Origin of the sequence: Bosea sp. NBC_00550 (assembly GCF_026020075.1) — a bacterium.
GTDB lineage: Bacteria > Pseudomonadota > Alphaproteobacteria > Rhizobiales > Beijerinckiaceae > Allobosea.
On sequence record NZ_CP102772.1, the window covers coordinates 2,501,464 to 2,524,752 of the forward strand.

The 23,289-nt window shown below is 64.9% G+C and carries 20 protein-coding genes and 2 pseudogenes; 12 read left to right on the forward strand and 10 right to left on the reverse strand.

Translation table 11 applies throughout. The features are described 5' to 3' along the window. The first annotated feature begins 24 nt into the window (after window positions 1–24). The gene (locus tag NWE53_RS11990) at window positions 25–435 is read left to right on the forward strand and encodes a M15 family metallopeptidase (RefSeq protein WP_265054890.1); all 411 of its coding nucleotides are present in this window, start codon (window positions 25–27) and stop codon (window positions 433–435) included. Window positions 436–496: 61 nt separating this feature from the next. On the opposite strand, the pseudogene NWE53_RS11995 reads toward NWE53_RS11990, so the two are convergent. Continuing rightward, a pseudogene (locus tag NWE53_RS11995) lies at window positions 497–1,464 on the reverse strand (IS481 family transposase). Window positions 1,465–1,482: 18 nt separating this feature from the next. Here NWE53_RS11995 and NWE53_RS12000 point away from each other — a divergent pair. Continuing rightward, window positions 1,483–1,845: pseudogene (locus NWE53_RS12000) on the forward strand (IS5 family transposase); the annotation flags it as partial. Between the two features lie 14 nt (window positions 1,846–1,859). Here the strand turns inward: NWE53_RS12000 and NWE53_RS12005 are convergent. The 6 genes from NWE53_RS12005 to NWE53_RS12030 all read right to left on the reverse strand — a co-directional run bounded on the left by NWE53_RS12005 (window position 1,860) and on the right by NWE53_RS12030 (window position 9,227). Then, window positions 1,860–2,951 carry an ABC transporter ATP-binding protein gene (locus NWE53_RS12005; protein ID WP_265054507.1) on the reverse strand — a complete coding sequence of 364 codons (1,092 nt, stop codon included), beginning with the start codon at window positions 2,949–2,951 and terminating at the stop codon, window positions 1,860–1,862. Then, complete coding sequence (locus tag NWE53_RS12010) at window positions 2,948–4,888, reverse strand: glycoside hydrolase family 127 protein (protein WP_265054508.1); 1,941 nt, start codon at window positions 4,886–4,888, stop codon at window positions 2,948–2,950. The genes NWE53_RS12005 and NWE53_RS12010 overlap by 4 nt, the downstream gene beginning before the upstream one ends. Before the next feature lie 35 nt (window positions 4,889–4,923). Beyond that, window positions 4,924–5,787 (reverse strand): carbohydrate ABC transporter permease, encoded by an 864-nt coding sequence (locus NWE53_RS12015; protein WP_265054509.1) that lies wholly within the window; start codon window positions 5,785–5,787, stop codon window positions 4,924–4,926. Next, window positions 5,787–6,710 (reverse strand): carbohydrate ABC transporter permease, encoded by a 924-nt coding sequence (locus NWE53_RS12020; protein ID WP_265054510.1) that lies wholly within the window; start codon window positions 6,708–6,710, stop codon window positions 5,787–5,789. Before NWE53_RS12020 ends, NWE53_RS12015 begins: the two co-directional genes overlap by 1 nt. Before the next feature lie 204 nt (window positions 6,711–6,914). Next, entirely contained in the window at window positions 6,915–8,159 is a 1,245-nt protein-coding gene (locus NWE53_RS12025) for an ABC transporter substrate-binding protein (RefSeq protein WP_112581041.1), read from the reverse strand. A gap of 60 nt (window positions 8,160–8,219) precedes the next feature. Further along, on the reverse strand, window positions 8,220–9,227 hold the full coding sequence (locus tag NWE53_RS12030; RefSeq protein ID WP_265054511.1) for a LacI family DNA-binding transcriptional regulator: 1,008 nt from the start codon (window positions 9,225–9,227) through the stop codon (window positions 8,220–8,222). A gap of 168 nt (window positions 9,228–9,395) precedes the next feature. Between NWE53_RS12030 and NWE53_RS12035 the strand changes: the two genes are divergently transcribed. Both NWE53_RS12035 and NWE53_RS12040 read left to right on the forward strand, forming a co-directional pair. Continuing rightward, window positions 9,396–10,322, forward strand: a complete 927-nt coding sequence (locus NWE53_RS12035) for a Gfo/Idh/MocA family protein (RefSeq protein ID WP_265054512.1) — start codon at window positions 9,396–9,398, stop codon at window positions 10,320–10,322. Window positions 10,323–10,339: 17 nt separating this feature from the next. Continuing rightward, entirely contained in the window at window positions 10,340–11,410 is a 1,071-nt protein-coding gene (locus NWE53_RS12040; RefSeq protein ID WP_265054891.1) for an aldose epimerase family protein, read from the forward strand. A 109-nt stretch (window positions 11,411–11,519) separates the two neighbouring features. On the opposite strand, the gene NWE53_RS12045 is transcribed toward NWE53_RS12040, so the two are convergent. Together NWE53_RS12045 and NWE53_RS12050 are read right to left on the reverse strand one after the other, a co-directional pair. Continuing rightward, complete coding sequence (locus tag NWE53_RS12045) at window positions 11,520–12,905, reverse strand: IS1182 family transposase (RefSeq protein ID WP_265051783.1); 1,386 nt, start codon at window positions 12,903–12,905, stop codon at window positions 11,520–11,522. Window positions 12,906–13,210: 305 nt separating this feature from the next. After that, entirely contained in the window at window positions 13,211–14,068 is an 858-nt protein-coding gene (locus NWE53_RS12050) for a MurR/RpiR family transcriptional regulator (protein ID WP_265054513.1), read from the reverse strand. A gap of 156 nt (window positions 14,069–14,224) precedes the next feature. Between NWE53_RS12050 and NWE53_RS12055 the strand changes: the two genes are divergently transcribed. The 5 genes from NWE53_RS12055 (at window position 14,225) to NWE53_RS12075 (ending at window position 19,135) form a co-directional block, all read left to right on the forward strand. After that, the gene (locus NWE53_RS12055) at window positions 14,225–15,514 is read left to right on the forward strand and encodes an ABC transporter substrate-binding protein (RefSeq protein ID WP_265054514.1); all 1,290 of its coding nucleotides are present in this window, start codon (window positions 14,225–14,227) and stop codon (window positions 15,512–15,514) included. Window positions 15,515–15,583: 69 nt separating this feature from the next. Continuing rightward, on the forward strand, window positions 15,584–16,504 hold the full coding sequence (locus tag NWE53_RS12060) for a branched-chain amino acid ABC transporter permease (protein WP_265054515.1): 921 nt from the start codon (window positions 15,584–15,586) through the stop codon (window positions 16,502–16,504). Window positions 16,505–16,508: 4 nt separating this feature from the next. Continuing rightward, the gene (locus tag NWE53_RS12065; protein WP_265054516.1) at window positions 16,509–17,537 is read left to right on the forward strand and encodes a branched-chain amino acid ABC transporter permease; all 1,029 of its coding nucleotides are present in this window, start codon (window positions 16,509–16,511) and stop codon (window positions 17,535–17,537) included. Then, the gene (gene terL, locus NWE53_RS12070; RefSeq protein WP_265054517.1) at window positions 17,537–18,598 is read left to right on the forward strand and encodes a phage terminase large subunit; all 1,062 of its coding nucleotides are present in this window, start codon (window positions 17,537–17,539) and stop codon (window positions 18,596–18,598) included. Before NWE53_RS12065 ends, terL begins: the two co-directional genes overlap by 1 nt. A 312-nt stretch (window positions 18,599–18,910) precedes the next feature. Continuing rightward, entirely contained in the window at window positions 18,911–19,135 is a 225-nt protein-coding gene (locus tag NWE53_RS12075; RefSeq protein WP_265054518.1) for a hypothetical protein, read from the forward strand. 459 nt (window positions 19,136–19,594) lie between these two features. Here NWE53_RS12075 and NWE53_RS12080 read toward each other — a convergent pair whose 3' ends face one another. Next, window positions 19,595–20,500 (reverse strand): GNAT family N-acetyltransferase, encoded by a 906-nt coding sequence (locus NWE53_RS12080; RefSeq protein WP_265054519.1) that lies wholly within the window; start codon window positions 20,498–20,500, stop codon window positions 19,595–19,597. Between the two features lie 207 nt (window positions 20,501–20,707). On the opposite strand from NWE53_RS12080, the gene argE reads away from it, so the two are divergent. Genes argE through NWE53_RS12095 form a run of 3 tightly spaced genes read left to right on the forward strand, consistent with a single transcriptional unit; the run spans window position 20,708 to window position 23,174 of the window. Beyond that, window positions 20,708–21,841 (forward strand): acetylornithine deacetylase, encoded by a 1,134-nt coding sequence (gene argE, locus NWE53_RS12085; protein WP_265054520.1) that lies wholly within the window; start codon window positions 20,708–20,710, stop codon window positions 21,839–21,841. A gap of 24 nt (window positions 21,842–21,865) precedes the next feature. Further along, on the forward strand, window positions 21,866–22,789 hold the full coding sequence (locus tag NWE53_RS12090) for a 2-hydroxyacid dehydrogenase (RefSeq protein WP_265054521.1): 924 nt from the start codon (window positions 21,866–21,868) through the stop codon (window positions 22,787–22,789). Window positions 22,790–22,820: 31 nt separating this feature from the next. Next, window positions 22,821–23,174 carry a cupin domain-containing protein gene (locus tag NWE53_RS12095; RefSeq protein WP_265054522.1) on the forward strand — a complete coding sequence of 118 codons (354 nt, stop codon included), beginning with the start codon at window positions 22,821–22,823 and terminating at the stop codon, window positions 23,172–23,174. Window positions 23,175–23,289 lie beyond the last annotated feature (115 nt).

Sequence of the window (23,289 nt, forward strand, 5' to 3'; positions counted from 1 at the left end):
GAGTTCGGCCGCGACCAGATTCCGATGTTTCGCTCGTGGAACCCGGACCCGGTGGGAAATCACGACGCCAACCTGCGTGCGCTCGACCCGATCCTCGCCAAGATCGTTAGAAGGGCGCAAGCCAGCCTTCCGAACCTGCGCTTTGTCATTGGCTCGGGCCGGCGTGACCAAGATCAACAAGGTCAGGCCGTGGCATGGGGATGGTCGAGGACAAAAAGCTCTTCGCATCGCTCCGGACGGGCTGTGGATCTCTGGCCGCTCGACCGGGAGGGGCGTGTCGTCTTCGATTCGACGCTTCAGAGCCAGATCGCTGCGGCCATGAGAAAGGCCGCCTCGGACACTGGGGTCCGGCTTCGCTGGGGCGGTCACTTTGGTCGCTACAAGGACAATGACCGGTCGCATTTTGAACTGGCGGCGAGGCGTCATCGCAGATGACGGCAACTGACGCGACCTGTCAGGACGCACACAGCCGACTAGAGGCACGGTTTCCAATGACCTAGGTGTTTAGTCCCGGCATTTGGTGGATTGGATCGAGGGTGAATCGTTTCCGGCTCTGAAGTCCAGCGCTTGCAGATGAACTCGTAGGGCGTGAGGCCTTTGAGGGTCTTCAGGCGCCGGCCGAAATTGTAAGCTGAGACGAAGTCCTGGAGGTGACGATCGAGCTGGTCGTGGCTGTCGTAGTGATAGCGTTTGACGGTCGCGTCTTTGATCGTCCGGTTCATTCGCTCGACCTGCCCATTGGTCCAGGGATGGTTGATCTTGGTGAAGCGGTGCTCGATGCCATTCTCGCGGCAGCGCATCGCGAACATGTGGGTGATGTAACGGGCCGTGGGACCGTTGGCGTAGCGCGGCGGGAAGCGGAATTGGATGCCGTTGTCGGTCAGGATCGTATGGACCCTGTAGGGAACGGCTGCGATCAGGGCGACGAGGAAAGCTGAGGCCGTCACCCGGTTGGCGCTCTCCACCGGTTGCACGAAGGCGAATTTGCTCGTCCGATCGATCGCGACAAACAGATAGAGCTTTCCTTCGGCGGTCTGGACCTCGGCGATGTCGATGTGGAAGAAGCCGATCGGGTAGGACTTGAACCGCTTCTTCGGCTCCTTGTCGCCCTCGATCTCCGGTAGCCGGCTGATGCCGTGCCGTTGCAGGCAGCGATGCAACGACGAACGGGTCAGATGCGGGATCGTGGCCTGAAGCGCGTAGAGGCAGTCATCCAAAAGGCAGCAGGGTATGTCGTCGAAAGGCGACGATGATCGCCTCTTCCTCGGCTGACAGAACCGTCGAAGCCGGCTGCTGCGGGCCCGTCGGCAGATCAGCCACCGAGGCCCGCTTCTTCCACTTCGCGACGGTCTTCTGGTTGATGCCGTAGCGCTTTGCCAGAGCCCTCAGGCTCGCTTGACTATGCTGTATCGCTCGACGGATCGCCTCCGTCGTTGTGGCGCTCCCGTGCAGAACCTGGCCCATAGTGCCTCCTTCCATCCGATGGAAAAGATCGCACCATCAAAACCTGGGATCAAACACGGCATCTTCTGGGTGCTTCGGTCGGGTGCGCCCTGGGCGGATGTGCCGGCTCGCTACGGCCCACCGACGACGATCTACAATCGCTTCAACCGCTGGCGCAAAGCTGGCGTCTGGGATCGGCTGATGGACGCGATCACAAAGGCTTACGACGGCGACGTCCAGATGATCGACACCTCGGTCGTGCGGGTCCATCAACAGGGTGCGACCGGAAAAAGGGGGGGCGAGATCGTTGTCTCGGTCGCTCGCGAGGCGGGCTCACCACCAAAATCCATGCCCTCGTCGATGCGCAAGGGCGCCATCCAGCTCAAGCTGACCGCGGGGCAAGCTAGCGTGCCCGCTCACCTCGCCTCTCCCGACATCGAGAAGATCTTCAGCGCCTGCTGGTGGCAGTTCAGCCATAGGCCTTCGCCCGGCTTGGCATCCTGCCCGCCGCGTTGCTCGATGGTGACAAGGTCTCCGTTAGCGAGCTTGCAATGCACGTATAGCGTGCTGCCGAGATATTCGGCGAATTCGACCTGAGCCGGCAGCGAATTATCCTGCCTGTCCGTGATCGACCAATGCTCGGGCCGGATTCCGAGCTTGATCGCTTCTTGCGGCGCGGCGGGCATGGGGCGGTTGAGCTCGATCTCCGTTCCCGCGATGTTGACCCGGTTCGCCGTCAGGCAGGTTCCGTCGATGATGTTCATGCGCGGCGAGCCGATGAAGCCGGCGACGAAGAGGTTGGCGGGGTTCTCGTAGACCTCCCGGGGCGAGCCGACCTGCTCGATCCTGCCGTCGCGCAGCACTACGATGCGGTCGGCCAGCGTCATCGCCTCGGTCTGATCGTGGGTGACATAGATCATCGTATTGCCGAGCTCGCGATGGAGCCGCGCGATCTCGACGCGCATGCTGACGCGAAGCTCGGCATCGAGATTGCTCAGGGGTTCGTCGAACAGGAAGACCAGCGGCTTGCGTACGATCGCACGCCCGATCGCGACGCGCTGCCTCTGACCGCCCGAGAGCTGGCCGGGCCGGCGGTGCAGCAATGGTCCGATCTTGAGGATATCGGCCGCCGCCTCGACCTGCCGCCGGATCTCCGCCGCCGGCGTTCGGGCGATCTCCAGGCCGAAAGCGAGGTTCTCGCGCACGCTCATATGCGGGTAGAGCGCATAGGATTGGAAGACCATGGCGATGCCGCGCTTGGCCGGGTCGAGATCGGTGACGTCCCGGCCGGCAATCAGGATGTCCCCGTCCGTTACCTCCTCCAGCCCGGCAATCATGCGCAGTAGGGTCGACTTGCCGCAGCCGGACGGGCCGACGAAGACGACGAACTCGCCGCCTTCGACCTTGAGGTCGAGGTCATGGATGACCTCGACCGAACCGAAGCTCTTGCGCACGCCCTTGAGTTCGATGGTGGCTTTTTCCTGTGCCGGGTTGTGCTGCGCGCTCATCGGCCGCCCCTGATCCAGACCAGCATCTCGCCGGGTTCGCGATTATCCCAGAGGTGATAGGGCACGAGGCGCGCCGTCGTCGCGGCATATTCCGGCGGATGGGCATCGTAGAGCCAGCCGTCCCGTCGCGGCCACTGCTCGCGCCGCACCGGGAGATCGATCGCCATCGCCCCGCCGAGATTCGGCATCGGAACTGTCCTGGCGCCGGAGAGATCCCCCGGCGCGATCAGGGCGTTGAGGTCGGCGGCATTGTCGACCTCTTCGACGCAATAGATGAGCGGCCCGCGCGCGATCGCGACACGGCCGAGATCGGCCTTCACCGCCGGGTGGGCATGGAGCGCGCGCACAGGCATCGGCAGGTCGAGCGCCAAGCTGTCGCCATCCTTCCATTCGCGGGCGAGATGCACATAGCCGTCGCCGTTCTCCACCATCGGCACCGCCTCGCCGTTCAGCGCGACGGCGGCCTGGCCGCACCAGCCCGGCATTCGCAGCGACAGGGTGAAGCGCGCCGGCCGATCCAGCCCGATGGTGATCGCGACCCGCCCGTCAACCGGATAGTTCGTTTCCTGCGTCAGCGTTACGGCCGTCGCGCCGACGCTGAGCCGGGCCGTGCTGGCGCCGTAGAGATGCACGGCGATGCCGTCCGCCGAGACGCCGTACATATAGCTGCCGATCGCCGTCACGGTGCGGGCGATGTTCGGCGGGCAGCACGGGCAGCGATGCCAGGTCCAGCGGTGATGGCCGCCGCGGCTCTCCAGCGGATTGTCGTAGAAGAAACGCGAGCCGTCGATCGAGAGGCCGGACAGGGCGCCGTTGTAGAGGGCCTGCTCCATGATGTCGGCATAGCGCCGGTCCGGCCCGCGCCCGAGCATGCGGCTCGCCCACATCATCAGTGCCACCGCCGCGCAAGTCTCGGCATAGGCGCTCTCATTGGGCAGGTCGTAATAGTCGGTGAAGCCCTCATTGCTGGCTGCCGGCCCGATGCCTCCGGTGACATACATCTGCTTGGAGGTCAGATCCGCCCAGAGCCCCTTCAGCGCGTCCGTCAGGCTGTCGTCGCCGAACTCGGTCGCGACATCGGCCATGCCGGAATAGAGGTACATCGCCCGCACTGCATGGCCGACGACCTTGTCCTGCTCGCGCACCGGCAAATGCGACTGGTTGTAGAGATAGGTCTTGTGGCGCCACTGCGTCGGATCGACGCCACGCTCGGCAGCCTCGATGTCGAAATAATGCGGCTGCTGCCCGCGCTGCTGGACGAAGTAGCGCGCGAGGTCGAGATAGCGCTGTTCGCCGGTGGCGCGGCCGAGCCGGATCAGAGCCAGTTCGATCTCCTCATGGCCGCAATAGCCGGGCTTCTGGCCGGGCCTGGGGCCGAAGGTTGCGTCGATATGGTCTGCATAACGGCACATCACGTCGAGCAGCTTGCGCTTGCCGGTGGCGTGGAAATAGGCCACCGCCGCCTCCATCAGATGCCCGGCGCAATAGAGCTCGTGGCAGTCGCGCAGATTGGTCCAGCGCTGGCCCGGCTGCATCCGGACGAACCAGGAGTTCATGTAGCCGTCCGGCTGCTGGAGCCCCGCGAACATCTCGATGATCGCGTCCATCTTCGCTTCGAGATCGGCATTGGGCTTGCGATAGAGTGCATAGGCCGCGGTCTCGATCACCTTGGCGACGTCCGAATCCCAGAACATCTGGACATTCACTGTGTCGGGCGTGCCGTCCGCACGCATGTGCCAGGGCATATTCACCGGCGGCACCGGCCGGGCCGGGTCGATCTGCTCGAACATGCCGGCCGCGACGCAGCGCTCGTAGAGGATCATCGCCGTCCTGTCGGCGACGGCGTCGATACGCTCGCCCCAGAAGCCGCGCATCTCGACATCGGGCACGGCGGGGGGCCGGAAGCCGCTGGCCCTGAGCTGATCATGGGAAGTCATGGCGTCACCGCTTCTGTTGATGTCGTCGGAGAGGTTCACTTGACGGCGCCCGCGGTGAGCCCGCGGATGTAGTAGCGCTGCAGTAGCAGGAAGAGGGCGAGGCACGGCGCCATCATCAGCATCACGCCGGACTGCACCGCGCCCCAGTCGATGGTGCCGAACTGGCCGGAGCGGACCGCGGCCATCATCACCGGCAGGGTGTATTTCTTCTGGTCCGTCAGCAGGATCAGCGCCGCCAGGAACTCGTTCCACGAGGCCAGGAAGGCGAAGATCGCGACCGTTGCGACCCCGGGCAGAACCAGCGGCAGCATCACCCGGCGCAGCATCAGGAAGACCGAGGCGCCGTCGACACGCGCCGCGTCCTCGATCTCCTTCGGCACGGCGTCGAAGGCGTTGCGCATCATGAAGATCGAGAAGGGCAGATGCAGCGTCACATAGATCAACACGATGCCGGGCAGCGTGTTCTGCAGGCCGAGCTTGGTCAGGATCAGGAAGAGCGGCGTCAGGATCGACTGGAACGGGATCATCACCGTCGAGATGATCAGCACAAACAGCACGTTCTTCAGCGGGAACTTGAAGCGCGAGAAGCCGTAGCCCGCCAGCAGGCTGATGATCACGGTGACGGCCACGGTCGCGGCCGCGACGGTCAGGCTGTTGCCGGCATAGGTCCAGATGCCGACGCCGTATTTCGCCAGGTTCTCGTAGCTCTGGGTGCTGAAGCCCTCGACCGGCCAGGGTGGCAATGGCGGCCGCGCGGCCTCGGCCGAGGGCTTGAACGAGACCAGCGCGCTCCAGGCGATCGGCGCGACGAACAGCAGCGAGATGAAGAGGCCGATCGCGTGGTAGCGCGTGGCGGCGAACAGCCTGCGGCGGGCCGTGGCGGCCTTGCGTTCGGACATCACGCACCCTCCGGCGTGCGCAACAGGCGCAGTTGCACGACACTGATCGTCACCAGGATCGCCAGCAGCACCATCGACATCGCCGCGCCATAGCCGAGGCGGAAGGAGACGAAGGACTGACTGAAGATCCAGTAGACGGCGGTGACAGTGCTGTTCTGCGGCCCGCCATCGGCGATGATGTAGAACTGGTCGAAGGCCAGCACCGACCCGGCCACCGAAAGGATCAGTGCCAGGGCGATGGTTCGCCTCATCAGGGGAAGGGTGATGCGCCGGAAGCGCTGCCAGGACGAGGCGCCGTCGATCCGCGCCGCTTCCTGCACTTCCGTGGAGATGCCCTGCAGGCCGGTGAGCAGGATGATCATGTTGAAGCCGGCCGTCTTCCAGACGACCATGACGATGATCGACCAGAACGTGGTGTCGAACGATGCGAGCAGGTTGACCGGCTTCTCCGTCAGCCCGAGCCGGTAGGCCAGCGGCGAGAACAGGCCGACATCGACATTCATCAGCCAGGCCCAGAGCAGGCTGGCCGAGCCGAAGCCGACGACCACGGGCAGGAAGATCGCCGTGCGGTAGACCTTGATCATCGGCCGCGCCTTCTCGGCGAAAAGCGCCAGCGGGAAGGCAACCGCGAAGATCGCGATGGTGACGATCACCGTGTAATAGGCGGTGAAGCCCATCGCATTCCAGAAGCGCTGGTCGTTCATCAGGTTGAGGTAGTTGGCGAGGCCGATGAAGCGCGGCCGGCCGAGTAGCGGCCAGTTGTGCAGCGACATCCAGAACGCCATTCCGAGCGGGACCAGGAAGAACACGATCACCAGCAGCACCGCCGGCGCCACGAACAGCAGCCCGGCCAGCTGCTGTCGGCGCAGGCGCGTGCCGCGTCGCCCACTGGATCTTTGCTTGGCGGGATTTGACTGGGTCATGTCATATGAGCCGGCGAGGTTTGGGGGCTGGTCGCAGTCACCGCGCCGTCATCCCGGACAAAGCGGAGCGGAGATCCGGGAGCCATGCCTGAACCCGTTTCGCGTGCGTTCCGGCATGGATCCCGGGGCAAGGCCCGGGATGACGGCGTGTTTCCGAGTGAAATCAGCGTGGTCGGAACGACCGCGGTGAACGATGGGCGAGGATCACTTCCCCGACTGGTCGATGATCGACTGCATCGTCTTCTCGGCCTTGACGAGGGAGCCCTCGACATCCTTTCCGAAGAAGACCTCGTTGAGCATCTGCTTCCACGGGCCAGTGCTGCTGTTGATGATGTCGTTGTAGACCGGCGAGGACGGCGTCCGGCCGATCTTCATCGCCTCGGTCGCGGTCAGATAGCGCTGGTCGAGCGACTTCACCGCCTCCGCCGCGACATCCGCACGAGTCGGCAGGCTGCCGAGCTTGGCCAGCAGGGTCTGGCCTTCCAGCGAATAGACGAAGCTCAGGAACTCCTTCACCGCCGGCATGTTCTTGCGTCCTGCGGTGACGACGAAATTGTCGCCGCCCGCGAAGGAGGCCTTGCCGCCGGTCTTGCCGGGCAGGAAGGTCACACCGAACTCGACATTCGGATAGTTCTTGACCAGGTTGCCGATCGCGAAGGCGCCGATCGGCGACATGCCGATGCGATCCGTGGCGAAGCCGCCGAAGAAATTGGGGCCGGCATCGGTGCGCGCGCTCTCAGGCACATAGCCCTTGGCGACGAGGCCTCGATAGAGCGCCACCGCATCGCGCATCTGCGGCGTGTTCAGCGTCGCCTTCCTGGCGCCGTCCGCGAGGATCTCGCCGCCCGAAGCCCAGACCAGCGGCATGAAGGTGAAGGCGTTGCAGCCGCCGCAGGCGCCGGAGAAGTAGAAACCACGGATGTCGCCGCCGATGGCGTTGACCTTGCCGGCATATTCCTCGATCTCGGCCCAGTTGGTCGGGCCCTTCTCGGGGTCGAGCCCGGCCTGCTTGAACAGCTTCTTGTTCCAGAGCATCACGGAGGCATCGGCCGACATCGGCGTGCCGAAGATGCGGCCCTCATAGCTGCCGGCTCCAAGGTGAGCCTTCGAGAGCTGGTCGAAGAAGGGAAAGCCCTTGACCAGATCGGTCAGGTCCTCGAGCTGGCCCGAGGCGGCGAAGGCCGGCGTATAGACCAGATCCAGCGAGAGCAGGTCCGGCGCCGAGCCGCCGGCAGCCGAGATCGCGTATTTCTGCACCATCTCGGTATTGGGCACGATCTGCAGCTCAATCTGTGTCTTGTGCGCGGCGTTGAACGCCTTCACCAGCGAGGGCATGAAGGCCTCGCTGCTGGAGCGCGACCACATCGTCAGCTTCTGCTGTGCCAGGGCTGCGCCGGCCGATGCCTGCACGGCAACGAGGGCGAGCAAGGCTGCCTTGAATCCCTTCATCTGCGTTTCCTCCGGTTGTGGCCTTGGTTTTTGTGACCGTTCTTGTTGCGTATGATCTCGCTAAGACGAGCGTACGATCAGGCTGCAGGGCAGCTTCCAGACTCCCGTTTCGACCGCTTCGCCATTGACCAGGCGCACCAGCGCCAGCCCGGCCTGTCGGCCCAGTTCCTTCAGGTTCATGTCGACCGTCGTCAGCGGCGGGCGCGTTTCCTTGGCGACGATCTCCCAATTGTCGAAGCCGACCACGGAGACGTCGCCGGGCACGCTCACCCCGCGCTCGCGCAGCGCGTCCACCACGCCCCGTGCGATCTGGTCATTGCCGCAGAAAATGCCGTCCGGCTTGTCGGCGCCGGACCACAGAGCCTCGACTGCCTGATGGCCCCAATGCTCGGACCAGGAGCCGAACAGGACCTTCGCCTCGGTCGCTGCCCCGGCCTCGGCGAGCGCCTGCGTGCAGGCGCGAGCCCGTTCATGCACGACATCGAATTCGCACGGGCCGGTGACATGGACGATGTGCCGCCGCCCTTGCGCCAGAAGATGGCGCACTGCCGCCCCCGCACCCTGGCGGTCATCCGGGACCAGCGTGACGCCATCGCTCGGGCCGGCAGTGAGCGCATAGACGACGGGCACGGACAGATGGGTGAGATCCACCGGCAGCGGCTTGTCGATGCGCTTCCCGGTTGCGATGATGCCGTCGACCTGTTTGTCGAGCATGGCATCGACATGGATTCTGGCGAGGTCGGGATTGTCCCCGATGGCGCACAGAAAAACCGACACACCGTGGTCGATCAGCCCCTCCGAGATCCCGGCCATCAGCGGTAGCGTGAAGCGCCCATAGGTGTCGTTCGTCAGCAAGCCGACGCTGAAGCTGCGCTTGCGTGTCAGGCTTCGCGCGAGGGAGTTCGGCCGAAAGCCGAGTTCCCTCGCGACCCGCTTGATGCGGTCGCGCGTCTCGAGCGAAACGCGCCCCGTGTCGTTGAGCGCCTTCGAGGCCGTGGCGGTGCTGACGCGCGCGGCCTGCGCCACGTCGTAGATCGTCACCCGCTCGCCCGACACCGCGCTTGACACGCCCCACCTCGATCTGAGAAACCGGTTTCTCAGACGGTTATCAGAGAATAATAATATGAGAAACCGATTTCTCAATCTCTCATGCGGATTTTCTGGCCTTCGTCGGCGCCCTGGGCTTGCGCCCTTTTGGTTCCGTGCCAAAAGGCCTTGGCGAGCTGGGCCGAGCGCATGAAGCCAATCCGTCTCGCCTTGGTTGGGCTCGGCAAGATCGCACGCGACCAGCACCTGCCGGCGATCGCGGCCACGCCTGGAATCGAGCTCGTCGCTGTGGCCAGCCGCAATGCGCGTCTGGACGGCGTCGATTGCGTCGGTACGGTCGAGGAGCTGCTGGCCGATGTCCCCGATGTCGATGCCGTTGTACTATGCACGCCGCCCATGCCCCGCCGCGACCAGGCGCGGGCGGCGCTCGCTGCCGGAAAGCATGTCCTGCTGGAGAAGCCACCCGGTGCTGGCGTGAGTGAGCTCGCCCCCTTGATGGCGCTGGCGGAGAAGCGGGGCCGAACGCTTTTCGCCGCCTGGCATTCGCGCTTTGCTCCGGCCGTTGAGCCGGCGCGTGACTTTCTGGCGCGGCATCGGGCCCGGCGTGTCACGATCCTCTGGAAGGAGGATGCGCGCGTCTGGCATCCGGGGCAGGACTGGATCTTCGAACCTGGCGGCCTCGGCGTGTTCGATCCAGGCATCAATGCGTTCTCGATCCTGACGGCGATCCTGCCTGAGCCGGTCTTCGTGGTCGGCGCTAGACTGGATTTTCCGGCCAACCGGGAAGCGCCCATCGCGGCCGAGCTCAAGCTCGCGACCGCTTCCGGTCTGCCGATCCATACGGCGTTCGATTTTCGCCAGAGCGGCGAGCAGATCTGGCCGATCGCGATCGAGACCGATGCGGGGAGCCTCGTGCTGAGCGCGGGAGGAGCCCGGCTGAACCATGATGGCCAGGTTCTCGTCGACGAGCCGGAGCGGGAATATCGCGGCGTCTATCGCCGCTTCGTCGATCTGGTCCGCTCCAGCAGCAGCGACGTCGACACCGGGCCGCTGGCGCTGGTGGCCGACGCGTTCATGCTCGGCCAGCGATCCTTCGTCGATGATTTCGCATGGTGAGAACGGGGTTGTCCGAGATGTCAGAGCCGGTTTCGCGCGATGTCTTCGGGGTCCTGCCCGACGGGCGCGCGGTCGAGCGCATCACGCTTCGCGGCGAGGCCGGTTTCGCGGTCTCGATCATCACTTGGGGCGGCGCCGTGCAGGCTCTCTGGGCGCCGGACCGCAACGGGCAATGTGACGACGTGGTCCTCGGTCACGACGCGCTGGAGCCCTATCTGGCGCGGCGGGATTTCTTCGGAGCGACGGTCGGGCGTAATGCCAACCGCATCGCCGGCGCGGCCTTCACGCTCGACGGCGTCCGGCATGGGCTCGACGCCAATGACGGCAGGAACACCCTGCATGGCGGCGCGAATGGTTTCGACCGGGTGCTATGGAGCGTCGAGAACATCGATCGCGACCCGGTGCCGTCGCTCACGCTCGGCCATGCGAGCCCGGATGGAGAGGGAGGTTTTCCGGGAGCGCTGGCGGCGCGGGTCCATTTCCGGCTTACGGGGCCGCAGGAACTGACGATCGCGTTCGAGGCGACGACCGATCGCCCGACCATCGTCAGCCTGACGCATCACGGCTATTTCAACCTCGGCGGCGCGGTCGCCGGCGGCGACATCCTGGATCACGAACTGACGCTGTTCGCCGATCGCTATTTGCGGGTCGATGCCGGTCTGATCCCGCTCGGCGCACCAGCCGGCGTCGCCGACACGCCGTTCGACTTCCGCGCGCCGCGGGCGATCGGCGCCGCCATCAGCGCCGACGACGAACAATTGCGGCGCGCGCACGGATACGACCATTGCTTCGTCCTTGGCGACGAGGTCGCCGTCGCGCCGCGGCTCGCCGCTCGCGTCGTCGATCCGGACTCCGGCCGCGCCCTCGACCTCATCACCGACCAGCCTGGCCTACAGTTCTACTCCGGCAACTTTCTCGATGGCAGTTCGGGCGGGAAAGGGGAACGCCTCTATCGCCAGTCCGACGCCTTCTGCCTTGAACCACAGGCCTGGCCAAACGCACCCAACCGGCCGGACTATCCGTCTACGAGACTGGATCCAGGCAAAACCTACCGCCACAGCACGACATTCCGCTTCCATACTGTCTAGGTTTGGCACCAACTGCGTCATTGCCGAACTGGGCCGATACCGTTGAAAAAGTCGGCCCTGAGATCGGCGCTGGCGGGGAGCGGATTTAGCAGAGTAGGGCTTCGCTTGGTCAGGCAGGCCTGACCTGCGGCCCGTTTGGCTTGAGTTTGGCGAGCTTCCTGAGGTTCTGGGCTGCTGCGGCGAGGTGGAACTCGTCTCTGGCGCCATTCGGTCCGCGCAGTCGCAACCGGTCGAGCCGCAAGATGCGCTTGAGGTGAGCAAACAGCATCTCGACCTTTTTCCGTTCGCGCCGCGAGGTGACATAGGCGTCGGTCTCGGCGATGTCCCTGGCCATGTCGCGGGCGCCCTCATGGATCGAGCGCAGGATCTTGCGAGCGGGCATGTTGGGTGAGCACTGCGGCTTCAGCGAGCAGGCGTCGCAGTCGAACTTGCTGGCGCGGTAACGCATCATGCCCTCGTCATCGACGAGCGGCCGCTCGGTTCGATAGGCCTTCTGGCGCGGCCTCAACTCCTTCCCGCCCGGGCAGGTGTAGCGATCGCGCGCGTGGTCATAGGCGAAGTCGGAGCGGCTGAAGGTGCCGTCGCTGCGCTGGGATTTGTCGAAGACCGGGATATGCGGCTCGATCCCGCGCTTATGCACCAGCCAGGCGAGGTTCTCGGCCGAGCCATAGGCGCTGTCGGCGGCTAGCCTGGCCGGCCAGAGGCCAAAACGCTCCTGCGTTCGGTCGAGCATGGTCCGGGCCGAGCCGACTTCGGCCTGCCGGATGGCGCGGCTGGCCTCGACATCGACGATGACGGCGTGGTCGAGGTCGATCAGGTAGTTGGTGGCGTAGGCGAAGAAGGCATGCCCCTTCAAAGCGCCGGTCCATTGCGCGGCCGGATCGGCGCGCGACACGAACTTCGGCTTCGCCTCGCTCGCCGCGCCCCAGGCGGCCTCATCGAGCGTATCGAGATATTCGCGCACCGAGCGACGCGTCCGGGCGAGATCGTGCCAGTCGACCAGCTCTGAGGCGTCCGCGGAACGTTGCTTGTTCGCATCGGCCTTGATCAGGCTGGCATCGACCGCGAAGCCTTCTCCGCCCACGAGCCCTTCTTCGATGCAACGCCGGACGGTCGTCTCGAACAGCTCACGCAGAAGATCGCTCTCGCGGAAGCGGCCATGCCGGTTCTTCGAGAAGGTCGAGTGATCGGGAACGTCGCCCTCAAGCCCGAGCCGGCAGAACCAGCGATAGGCGAGGTTCAGGTGCACCTCCTCGCACAGGCGCCGCTCGGAACGGATGCCGAAGCAATAGCCGATGAGCAGCATCCGGATCATCAGCTCCGGATCGATCGAGGGCCGACCCATCTCGCTGTAGAACGGCCGCAGATGTGCGCGGATCTCGGAAAGATCGACGAACCGGTCTATCGACCGCACCCAATGATCGTCCGGCACGTGACGCTCAAGACTGAACTCGTAGAACAGCGCCTCCTGCGCCACCCGCCGTTCACCCATCATCGCGCCGCCCTCCGCCCAAGACGACTGAATCAGGACTTCACACCCGCAGCAACGACGACTTTTTCAACGACATCCGCCATTTGCCGACATTGAGGGTCTGCTCGGAAGCTGACCTCCGAATCGCAATTGCTTCAGGACCGCATTCGTCGAGAGCGGACGCTTAGCTGGAGGGATCGGCGCGTCCGGTATCCCACCAAACCCGCTCATTTTCCGTGGCAAGGCAGCCTCGAGGCGGCGAGCTTGAGCGCTTGATCGATTTGCTCACTGAGCTCTCGGGTGCCCCACGGTTAGCCATCGTCGTCGCTTCATCCCGTTCCAAGGCCAGTAATCAAAGTCTGGACCAACGCGATCGCTCCCGAAATCGGCCTGAACTGGCTGGTGGCTGAATTGTCGACGAGAAAGGTCAGTTCGGCGTGGCGCGCCAGCGGGCTCTCGGGCACATCCGTCAGGACGAGGATCCGCTTGCCGCTGAGATGGGTGTCGAGCGTGATGTCGACCACCGACTGGGTATAGGGCGTGAACGCGATCGCCACGAGAAGGTCGCTCGACCGCATGGTGGCGATCTGTTCGGCCGCCATCCCGCTGCCGAAATCGAGCAGGCTGCACTGCCGCTCGCAGCGCGTCAGCCCATAGGCGAGATAGGTCGCGATCGGCCGGGATCGCCGCAAGCCCGCAATGTAGACATGCTCGGCCTGCCGCAGCATTTGCGTCCCCTTGTCGAGCGCCTCCGGCGAAACGCTCCGACGCAGGTCCTCGAGCGAAGCGATCAGCGCATCCACGCAGCCATTCAGCAGGGCGCCGTAGTCGTTCGCCCGCTGCGGGGCGGCCTGGCGTGCAAAGACCTCCTCGCGTGCGCGAGGGGCGCCTTCGATCAGGCGTAGCCGGAAGACCCGCTGCATCTCGGAGAAGCCGCGATAGCCGAATTCCTTGGCGAAGCGGATCAGCGTGGATGGCTGGACCTCGAGGTCGCCGGCGATGCCGACCACCGTGTTCAGGGCGAAGTCGCTGGGCTTTTCCAGCGCCGACCGCGCGATGCGCTGCAGATGCGGGCTCAGCTGGTCGAAGCGGTTGCGAAGACGCTGGCGAAGGGCCTCGAAGGTCTCCTGCGTGGCATCGCTCGTGGAAGCGGTTGCCGTCGGCTTATTGAATGAATTTTCGTTCATTCATTCTCCTACCTCACTCTAGAGGCCGGGAAAAGCGTTGAATTTGCACGGCCCGTTGCCATGACAGAAAAAATATTCATGCTCTGTGAAAATTAGTTCTGACTTTCGATCGGGCAAGAGACGGGCACGAGCCCGTCCGTTTCGGGGAGGACATCGATGTCGAAGATTCAGGTTTCGCGACGCGGCCTGTTGGGCGCCGCCGGCGCCGCGTCCACGGTCTCGCTGTTTGCCGGTCCGTGGAAGCACAATCGCGTCTGGGCGCAAGGCGCGGCCAAGCCGATCCGGATCGGCATCACGGCCGATGCCAGCGGCATGTATGCCAACTCCGGCGCCAGCGACAAGCGCGGCATGATGATGGCGATCGCCGAGGCCAATGAGCGCGGCGGCGTGCTCGGCCGCAAGGTCGAGTTCGTCCACATCGACACCGAGACGACCGCCGCCACCGGCAGCCGCGTGGCGGAGCGCATGATCAGCCGCGAGCAGTGCGGCTTCCTTGTCGGCGCGGTCCATTCCGGCGTTGCCAACGCGATCAGCCAGGTCGCCCAGAAATACGGCGTGATCTACATCAACACGAATTCGTCCTCGCCCACCGAGGCCGGCCAAAACTGCCACCGCGTCAAATTCGTCTTCGATGGCAACGGCACCAATTTCGCCAAGGCCGCGGTCAAGAGCGCGATCGAGCGTTTCGGGCCGGACTGGATGCTCCTGACCAATGATTATGTCTGGGGTCACGACACCGCTGCGGCGACCAAGGCCCTGCTGAAGGAATATGGCGGCAAGGTCATGGACGAGGTGCTGATCCCGCAGGGCACGCGTGACTTCACCTCTGCCCTGCTGAAGGTGCAGCAGCGCAAGCCCGGCGTCGTGTCCGCTGCGATCGGTGGCGACGACCAGAAGGCGATGCGCCAGCAGGTGGTCCAACTCAAGATGGGCGACAAGCCGGCCTGGATCAACAGTCAGCAGGACTGGGATGATGTCTACGGCCTGCCGATCGAGAACCTCTTCGGCGTTTTCGGCACGACCTGGTACTACCGCCTCGATCTCCCGGGCGTGGCCGACTTCGTCAAGCGCTACCAGACGATGTATCCCGAGACGGCCATGCGCTCGCCCGGCAACCTCTTCTACAATGGCTACATGTCGATCCGGGAACTCCTCGGAGCCATTGAGCGGGCCGGCACGACCAACAACATTGCCGTGATCAAAGCGCTGGAAGGTCACAAGATTTCGGCCCGCGACCGTATGCAGCATTTCGATGCGACGATCGACGCCCAGACGCATCAGGTCCAGCAGACGATCTACCTCGCCACGGCCAACAAGGCGCCAAAGGAGAAGGACGACATCTTCGACGTCCTGAGCCAGGCCAAGGCGGAGGATGTCCGCGACACGGATTCCGCCAAGCTCTGCAAACTCGAATCCTACGAGCAGACGCCGACCTTCGACGCCTGACCCGTCCCCCCATCCGCGGCCGCACTAGCGGTCGCGGGTACGGCATCGTTGCATCCGGACGGAACACGCATGATCGATCTACTGCCCCACATCATCAACGGCCTGACGCTCGGCCTGCTCTTCGCCCTGATCGCGCTCGGCTTCACCCTGATCGTCGGCGTGATGGAGGTGATCAACCTCGCCCATGGCTCGCTGTTTGCGATCGGCGCCTATTTCGCGCTGACGGTGATCGGCGGCGGCTGGTTCGCGGGCACGCCCTTCGGCGCCTGGTGGCTCAGCCTGCCGCTCGGCCTGCGCTATGTGCTGGCGCTGGCGATCGGGCCGGCACTGGCGGGGCTTGCCGGCATGCTGCTCGAGCTGTGCCTGCGCGCGACCTATGGCAAGCCGCCGCTCTACGGCCTGCTGCTGACCTTCGGCGCCGCGCTCGTCATCGAGGAACTGATCCGGCTGGTCTGGGGCACGGGCGAGCAGAATCTGGCGCTGCCGCAGGCCATCAATGGCGCCTTTCTGCTGAACGACATGATCTTCTCCACCTACCGCTTCTTCGCCGCCGGCTTCAGCATCGCCGCGATCCTTGCCGTCTGGCTGTTCCTCGAACGCACCTCGGCCGGCGCCGTGATCAAGGCGGGCGCGCATGACAGCGAAATGGTCCGCGCGCTCGGCTACGATCTCGCCAGGCTGAGGCTGCTGGTCTTCGGCTTCGGCGCCGCGCTGGCCGGGCTTGCCGGCGTGGTGATGGTGCCGATCTGGGGCCTGCGCCCGCATGTCGGCGTTGATATCGTCATCCCCGCCTTCCTCATCATCGTCATCGGCGGCGTCGGCAGCTTCTGGGGCGCGGTCATCGCGGCGCTTCTGGTCGGCCTCGCCATGGGCATCACCGGCGCCTATGCGGCCGCCTGGGCGACAATGTCGATGTACCTACTCCTCATCGCCGTCCTCGGGTTCCGCAGCCGCGGCCTGCTCGGTCGCAAGAGCGCGCTGGAGAACTGACCCCATGATCTCGCTCTCGGACATTCCTGCGCGCCCGTCGGCCTGGATCACGCTGCCGATGATCGTCCTCGCTATACTGCTGCTGGCGACGCCATGGCTGCTGCCTGCCGTTGGGCTCTATCAGTATCTCGGCATCGAGATCGCGATCTGGGTCGCCTTCGCGCTCGGGTTCAACCTGCTGTTCGGCTATACCGGCCTGCACTCCTTCGGCCACGGCGCCTATCTCGGCATCGGCGCCTATGCCTTCGGGCTGTTCCAGCAGCATGTCGCCGTCAGCCTCTGGGGCGGCCTGCTCGCAGCCGTGCTGGCGGCAGGCATCGCCGGCGCGCTGGTCGGGGCGTTCCTGTCGCATCGCCGCGGCATCTACTACGCGCTGCTGACGATCGGCTTCGGCCAGATCTTCTGGTTCCTCGCCATGAAGCTGCATCGCGTCACCGGCGGCGAGGACGGCCTGCTCGGCATTCCGCGCCCACCGCTGACGCTGGGACCCTGGCAGGTCGCCCTGACCGACAATCGCGCGCTGTTCTATTTCGCCGCGGCACTGCTGATGATCGTTGTCGTGCTGTGCTGGCGGCTGGCGAATTCACCCTTCGGCCGCGTGCTGCAGGCCATCCGCCAGAACGAGACCCGCGCCCGCGTCGTCGGCTACGAGGTCTGGCGCTTCAAATGGGCGGTCTTCACGCTCTCGACGATGCTGGCGGGCCTCGCCGGCAGCCTGCTCGCGATGGCCCAGCAGAGCGCCTATCCGGACGTGATGAGCCTGCACCAATCCGGCCTCGTCGTGATGATGGTGCTGGTCGGCGGCGGCTTGGTCAGCTTCTGGGGGCCGTTGCTGGGCGTGGTGTTCTACTTCGTCGCCCGCGACGTGCTGGGCGGCCTGACCGAGACCTGGCTGCTCTGGTACGGCCTGATCTTCATGGCGATGGTGATGCTGCGGCCCGAGGGGCTGGCGGGCATGCTGCACGGCCTCGCGCGGCGCAACCCGCCGCTCAAGACCACCGCAGCACCGGCCCCCGCGACGGAGGCCGCGTGATGGCTCTTTTCGAAGCCCGCAACATCCACAAGCGCTTCGGCTCGCGCGTCGTGCTGGAGAACATCTCGCTGTCCTTCGAGGCCGGCCAGGTCAGCGGCATCATCGGCCCCAACGGCGCCGGCAAGTCGACCTGCTTCCATGTGCTCACCGGCCAGCATAAGCCCGACCGAGGCGAGGTCATGTTCGACGGCCAGCGCATCTCGGGCCTGCCGCCGCAGCGCATCGCCCGGATGGGCGTCTCGCGCTCCTTCCAGTTGATGAACCTGTTCGACGACACGGTCGTCATCGAGAACGTCATGCTGGCGCTGCCCGCCTTCAGGGCGCGCCGTCTGCACGCGATGGCGGCCGTCTTCTCGGACCGCGCCCTGATCGACCAGGCGCTGGCTGTGCTCGACCAGGTCGGACTTGCGGGACGCGCCTGGGATGCAGCCGCCTCGCTCAGCTATGGAGACCGCCGCGCACTGGAGATCGCGGTGGCGCTCGCCGCCGAGCCCCGCATCCTCTTCCTCGACGAGCCGACCTCGGGGCTCGGCGTGGAGGCGACATGCCGCCTTGCCCAGCTCGTGAAGCGGCTGCGCGACCGCTACACGATCGTGATGATCGAGCATGACATGCGCTTCCTGTTCGAGCTCGCCGACAGGATCTCGGTGATCCACTGGGGCCAGGTCATCGCCGAGGGAACCCCGGAGCATCTTGGCGACAACAAATGGGTGCGGCATGCCGGATCGGGGATTTCGCTGATCCAGCAGCTTCGTCATGAGGAAACCCGTTACTGGCGCTACCATGGCACCAAACCGCGCCTCGACAAGGCAACGCGCCTCGAGGCGCAGACAGCCCGTCTGGAAACCGGACAGTACCTCCTTCCCACTGAAGCGCACTGGTTGTCGGAATTCCGGCGCGAGCTGCTGGCGTTCCCCATGGGCAAGTTCGACGATCAGGTCGACAGCCTGGTCCAGTTCCTCGAATGGTCGGCCTCGCCGCGGGCAAGCGGGTTCCTTGTCGAACGCCATCCGGAAACCGGGCGCCCGTTACGGGTCAATCGACCGCAACGGCGCTACTGAGCGATACCTTCGCGCCGTCATGCAGCTGTCGCGGATCTCATGGATGCTCGTTGCGCGGGGAGGCGTGCGAACGGCGGAAATAGGGCGAATTGCATCGCCCTAACAGCATTCGACGCGCCAACCCAACATTGCGCTCGGCGAGCTCGAATCCGTGTGATGGTGGCCGGAGCTCGGGACTTCGATCGCCATGTGGCCAAGAACACGCCTTACGCCGACTGGGCTTTGGGCTCCAGCAGTCGGGCAAAGAGGATTAGACCAGTGTGCCATCGTCTTGAGCCACAGGAGGACGGCATTCAGAGATCTGGCATCGCCGTGACCACCCCTGTCGACGTCGTGGGGGGACTCTCGATCGACCTCCCGCTCGAACCGCGCATCTTGAACGAGCACCTGTTCGACATTGGGCTATGGCTGATGGAACGCGAGATCCCGCATCAAGGACGCATCTCCATGGAGCCGAAGCACCGGCGCATCCGCGTGAGTGTTTCCAACGCGAAAGACGCAATGGCCTTCAGCGATCGGTTCGTGATGCGCGTTTGATCCGGGATCGCGCGGTCTATGAGCCAAAGCCCAAGGGCGATGTACGTTAACTGGGTCTGAGCGGCGAAATTTAGATGGGCGGGCATGTCTCAGCCCTGCATCCGCTATAAGCGCCATCGATTTCCGCCAGCGATCCGACCCGATCATGAAGAGGCCTTCGCGCCGACTTCGAAGAGAAGCCAGGGTCCTGGTGGGACCTCGCCATCGCGCTGCGCTTTGGAGATGCTTGTCGGCAATCAGCCAAGGCTCTCACCGCGGGTTCTCATCCCCCGGTGAGAGCCTTGGCCTAACTCGCCCCAAAAGAGAAGGCCCGGCTTGCGCCGGGCCTTCCATAGTCTTTGCAGAATGCGACGGTGCGGGGATCAGAAGTCCATGCCGCCCATGCCGCCGCCGCCCATCGGGGGCATGGCTGCGTCTTTCCCCGCGGGGCTTGTGATCTTCGTCGCCGGTGCAGCGGCTTTAACCGATAGCCTGGCTGGCAAGTGCGATGCGGCGCGGGCCGTTAGCCGATCGCGGCGCGAACGGCGCTCGCCCCAGCCCCATCGACGTGGCGCTATCGTGGATTTGCATGCCGCTCTCGATAAGGAAGTTCGTAAAGACGGAATTGTTGGCCGGCGTGTCCGCGCGCAGGAAGCTCCCTGCATGGGCCTCGACGTGAGGGCGCGAGACGGCGATCCCATCGTCCTCGCTAGCCGCGACGATGGGGCCGAGGACATGCCCCCGGCCGAAAGGCCGGCACAGGGCGAAGGCGGCGATCTCGTCGTTCCGAATGAGGACTTGTCCCGATGACCCGGGCAGCAAGGCCTGGAAAACAATGGAGCGATCATGGCCGGTCGCAGCATGGTCGAGCCGCAGAAGGCTGTCGTAATCACTGGCAGCGACAGGGCGAACCAGGCCCTCCGCTTTGGGCGAATGCGTCGCCATTCCGGTAGCCCGTCTCTCTGGCGTCACCTGTCCCTGGTACCGCAGAATCTTCTGCTCGTAACCGTATCCGAGCGAACGGTATAGCCGCTTTGCCTCTCGCGTCGCATTGAGGCCGAAGACGGCCCCCTCGTTCAGCTCATGCGCCTTTTCCATAAGCCAGCGGCCCGCGCCTTGCTCCTGCAGCCGAGGCAGAGTGATGAGCATGCAGACCATGGCGAAATCCGCCTCGTAGCGCAGCCACATCACGGTTCCGACCACCCGCCCGATCTCGTCGACGGCGGCGAGCCCCTGTCCCAGTTCGAGCAGCATCTGCCAGTCGCTGTTCCGATGCGGCCACCCCACCGAAATGGAAAGCGCATGCAGCAACTGGGGATCGACCTGCTTGATATCGAGCAACGTGAGCTCGAACGTGTCGATCTTCAGTCGAGCGATCGTCTCCAAAGCGCGCCCTCCACCGTGTCCACGGCTTTGCCCGGCCGCAGGCTCCGGCCAGGTTACCGATCGGTTGTAAAACCAATCCGGCAACAGGAAGCACCGTTCTTTCACGACATTTCGGCAGGGAAGTGCGTCAGACGGCAACGAAAACGATCCGATCACCGGCGCACAGCCCTTATCGTGTTGCGAGCGCAGCTGGAGCCGGAGCCGTTTGTGACGCCCGAAGAAATCCTGAAGGCATTGATCCAATTCCCCTCCGTGGTGGGGCGGCCCAACGCCGCCATCGCGGGCTGGATTGCGCAATATCTCGACGATCTCGGCATCGAAGCGCAACTTCTCACCGGCCCCGAAGGCGACCGGGTGAACCTGTTCGCCACGATCGGCCCGCGAGATGTCCCCGGCCTCGTCCTGTCCGGCCATATGGACGTCGTCCCGGCGCAGGAGCCGCAATGGAGCGCCGCTCCGTTTCAGTTGCGCATGGAGGGCGACAAGCTGTTCGGCCGCGGCACGAGCGACATGAAGGGCTTTCTCGCAGCGGCGCTCGCGATCGTTCCGACGCTCGTTGCCCTGAAGCCTGCGCGGCCGATCCATCTCGCATTCTCCTATGACGAAGAGGCGGGTTGCCGCGGCGTTCCCCATCTCATCGCCGCGTTGCCTTCGCTGTGTGCCCTCCCTGTGGCAGCCGTCATCGGCGAGCCGAGCGGGCTCAGGCCGATCCTCGCCCATAAGGGCAAGGCCGCCGCGCGCGTGGAGGTTCACGGCCGGGCCGGCCATTCCTCCCGCCCCGATCTCGGCCTCAACGCCATTCATGCGATGGGGCGGGTGATCGCGGCCGCCAACGATGCTGCTACAGGGCTGAGCGGCGGCCCGCTCGATCCCGTATTCGAACCGCCCTACTCCACGATCCAGATCGGCACGATCCGCGGCGGTGACGCGCTCAACATCATCCCGGAAAGCTGCATCATCGAGATCGAGGCGCGCGCCATCGCCGGCGTTTCGCCGGCAACCTTGCTCGAACCGGTGCGCGAGGCGCTTGAAAGCCTGCGGAGCGAAGGATTCGAAACCAGCTGGCAGTCGATCGCCGGCTATCCCGCACTGTCTCTTCCGGCCCAGGCGCCGATCGCCCGGCTGCTGGCGCAAGTCACGGGCAAGGATGCTCTGGCGGCGGTGAGCTACGGCACGGAGGCCGGCCTCTACCAGGCGGCGGGTATCGACGCGATCATCTGTGGCCCGGGCGACATCGTGCGCGCTCACAAGCCCGACGAATATATCACGCGCGACGAACTCGCGGGCTATGTCGACATGCTCGAACGGCTCTGCGCGGAGTTCGCGCAGAAAGCACCCTGATCTCCCGGTCCCAAGGAGCGCGCCTTGACCTTCCTGTTCAATTCGACCGACGAGCGGGCGCGGGTTTTCGCGGCGCGTTTTGCGGAAGACATGCCCGATATCCGCTTCATCAGAAGCAGCGATCCCCACGATCCCGCCGAGATCCGCTATCTGATCACCTGGACGGCTCCGGAAAATCTCCACCACTTCTCAAATCTGGAGATCCTGTTCTCGATTGGGGCCGGGATCGACCAGATGAACACGGACGGATTGCCCACCGAGGTCCTCGTCGTCCGCATGGTCGAGGACGGCATCACCCGCATGATGCAGGAATATGTCACGCTCAGTGTGCTCGCCCTGCATCGGCAATGGCCGCTCTATATCGCCCAGCAGAGGGCCGCGCACTGGGAGCCTTACGATATCGTATCCGCCCCGGACAGGCGGATCGGCGTGCTGGGGCTGGGCATGATGGGATCGGCCGTCATCGAGCGCCTCAAACCCTTCGGCTTCCCGATTACAGGATGGAGCCGCTCGCCACGAGCGATCGAGGGCATTCGTTGCCTCCATGGAAAAGCGGGTCTCTCCACCCTGCTCGCCGAAACCGACATCCTGATCTGCCTGCTGCCGCTCACGCCTGATACCGCCGGAATTCTCGATGCGGAACTTTTCGCGAAGCTGCCCGTCGGCGCCGGCCTCGTGCATGTCGGCCGCGGCCAGCATCTCGACCATGCCGCCCTCATCGATGCGCTCGACAGCAGCCATCTGTCGGCCGCCGTGCTCGATGTCACGGAGCCGGAGCCGCTGCCGGCCGATCATCGCCTGTGGAGCCATCCCAAGGTGATCCTGACGCCGCATATCGCCAGCAAGGTCGAGGCAGCTCCCGCGGCCAGGGCCGTCGTCGAGAACCTCCGCCGTCACCGCTCCGGCCTGCCGCCGATCGGGCTGGTCGACCGCAGCCGTGGCTACTGAATCTCTCCAAACCCGAACGAAAGGAATTCCAATGTCGCTCCTCATCAAGCTCGACCTTGCTCCCACCAGCGAGCCCAAGCATTCCACGGCGGCCGCAGACCGCCTGATTTCCGGGACTCCTACGTTCAACACCTGGGCCCAGGACCAGTCCCGCGGCGAACCCGTGCGCACCGGTGTATGGGAAGCAACGCCCGGCGAAACCCGCTCGATCAAGGGCGAGACGGTGGAGTTCTGCTACATCCTGTCGGGCGTGATCGAACTGGCCGAAGAAGGTCAGCCGCCGCGCACCTTTCGCGCCGGCGACAGCTTCGTCATGAAGCCCGGCTTCGTCGGCATCTGGAAGACGATCGAGACCGTCCGAAAGATCTACGTGATCGTCGGCTGACCTGAGCTTGCCGAAGAATCGGCCGCTCGGGACCCCGCAAACAGGATTTCCGGTCGATCGAGCGGCCCTCACAGGCGCAAACTTCGGGCCGGACCGAACTACGCTCGGGCGACCG

Coding starts and splice junctions, on each gene's coding strand:
- NWE53_RS12025 (WP_112581041.1), bottom strand. CDS start 8,159: ATGAAGGGATTCAAGGCAGCCTTGCTCGCCCTCGTTGCCGTGCAGGCA.
- NWE53_RS11990 (WP_265054890.1), top strand. CDS start 25: ATGTTTCGCTCGTGGAACCCGGACCCGGTGGGAAATCACGACGCCAAC.
- NWE53_RS12015 (WP_265054509.1), bottom strand. CDS start 5,787: ATGTCCGAACGCAAGGCCGCCACGGCCCGCCGCAGGCTGTTCGCCGCC.
- NWE53_RS12055 (WP_265054514.1), top strand. CDS start 14,225: ATGTCGAAGATTCAGGTTTCGCGACGCGGCCTGTTGGGCGCCGCCGGC.
- NWE53_RS12095 (WP_265054522.1), top strand. CDS start 22,821: ATGTCGCTCCTCATCAAGCTCGACCTTGCTCCCACCAGCGAGCCCAAG.
- terL (WP_265054517.1), top strand. CDS start 17,537: ATGGCTCTTTTCGAAGCCCGCAACATCCACAAGCGCTTCGGCTCGCGC.
- NWE53_RS12020 (WP_265054510.1), bottom strand. CDS start 6,710: ATGACCCAGTCAAATCCCGCCAAGCAAAGATCCAGTGGGCGACGCGGC.
- NWE53_RS12035 (WP_265054512.1), top strand. CDS start 9,396: ATGAAGCCAATCCGTCTCGCCTTGGTTGGGCTCGGCAAGATCGCACGC.
- NWE53_RS12060 (WP_265054515.1), top strand. CDS start 15,584: ATGATCGATCTACTGCCCCACATCATCAACGGCCTGACGCTCGGCCTG.
- NWE53_RS12040 (WP_265054891.1), top strand. CDS start 10,340: ATGTCAGAGCCGGTTTCGCGCGATGTCTTCGGGGTCCTGCCCGACGGG.
- NWE53_RS12010 (WP_265054508.1), bottom strand. CDS start 4,888: ATGACTTCCCATGATCAGCTCAGGGCCAGCGGCTTCCGGCCCCCCGCC.
- NWE53_RS12045 (WP_265051783.1), bottom strand. CDS start 12,905: ATGATGGGTGAACGGCGGGTGGCGCAGGAGGCGCTGTTCTACGAGTTC.
- NWE53_RS12005 (WP_265054507.1), bottom strand. CDS start 2,951: ATGAGCGCGCAGCACAACCCGGCACAGGAAAAAGCCACCATCGAACTC.
- NWE53_RS12050 (WP_265054513.1), bottom strand. CDS start 14,068: ATGAACGAAAATTCATTCAATAAGCCGACGGCAACCGCTTCCACGAGC.
- NWE53_RS12065 (WP_265054516.1), top strand. CDS start 16,509: ATGATCTCGCTCTCGGACATTCCTGCGCGCCCGTCGGCCTGGATCACG.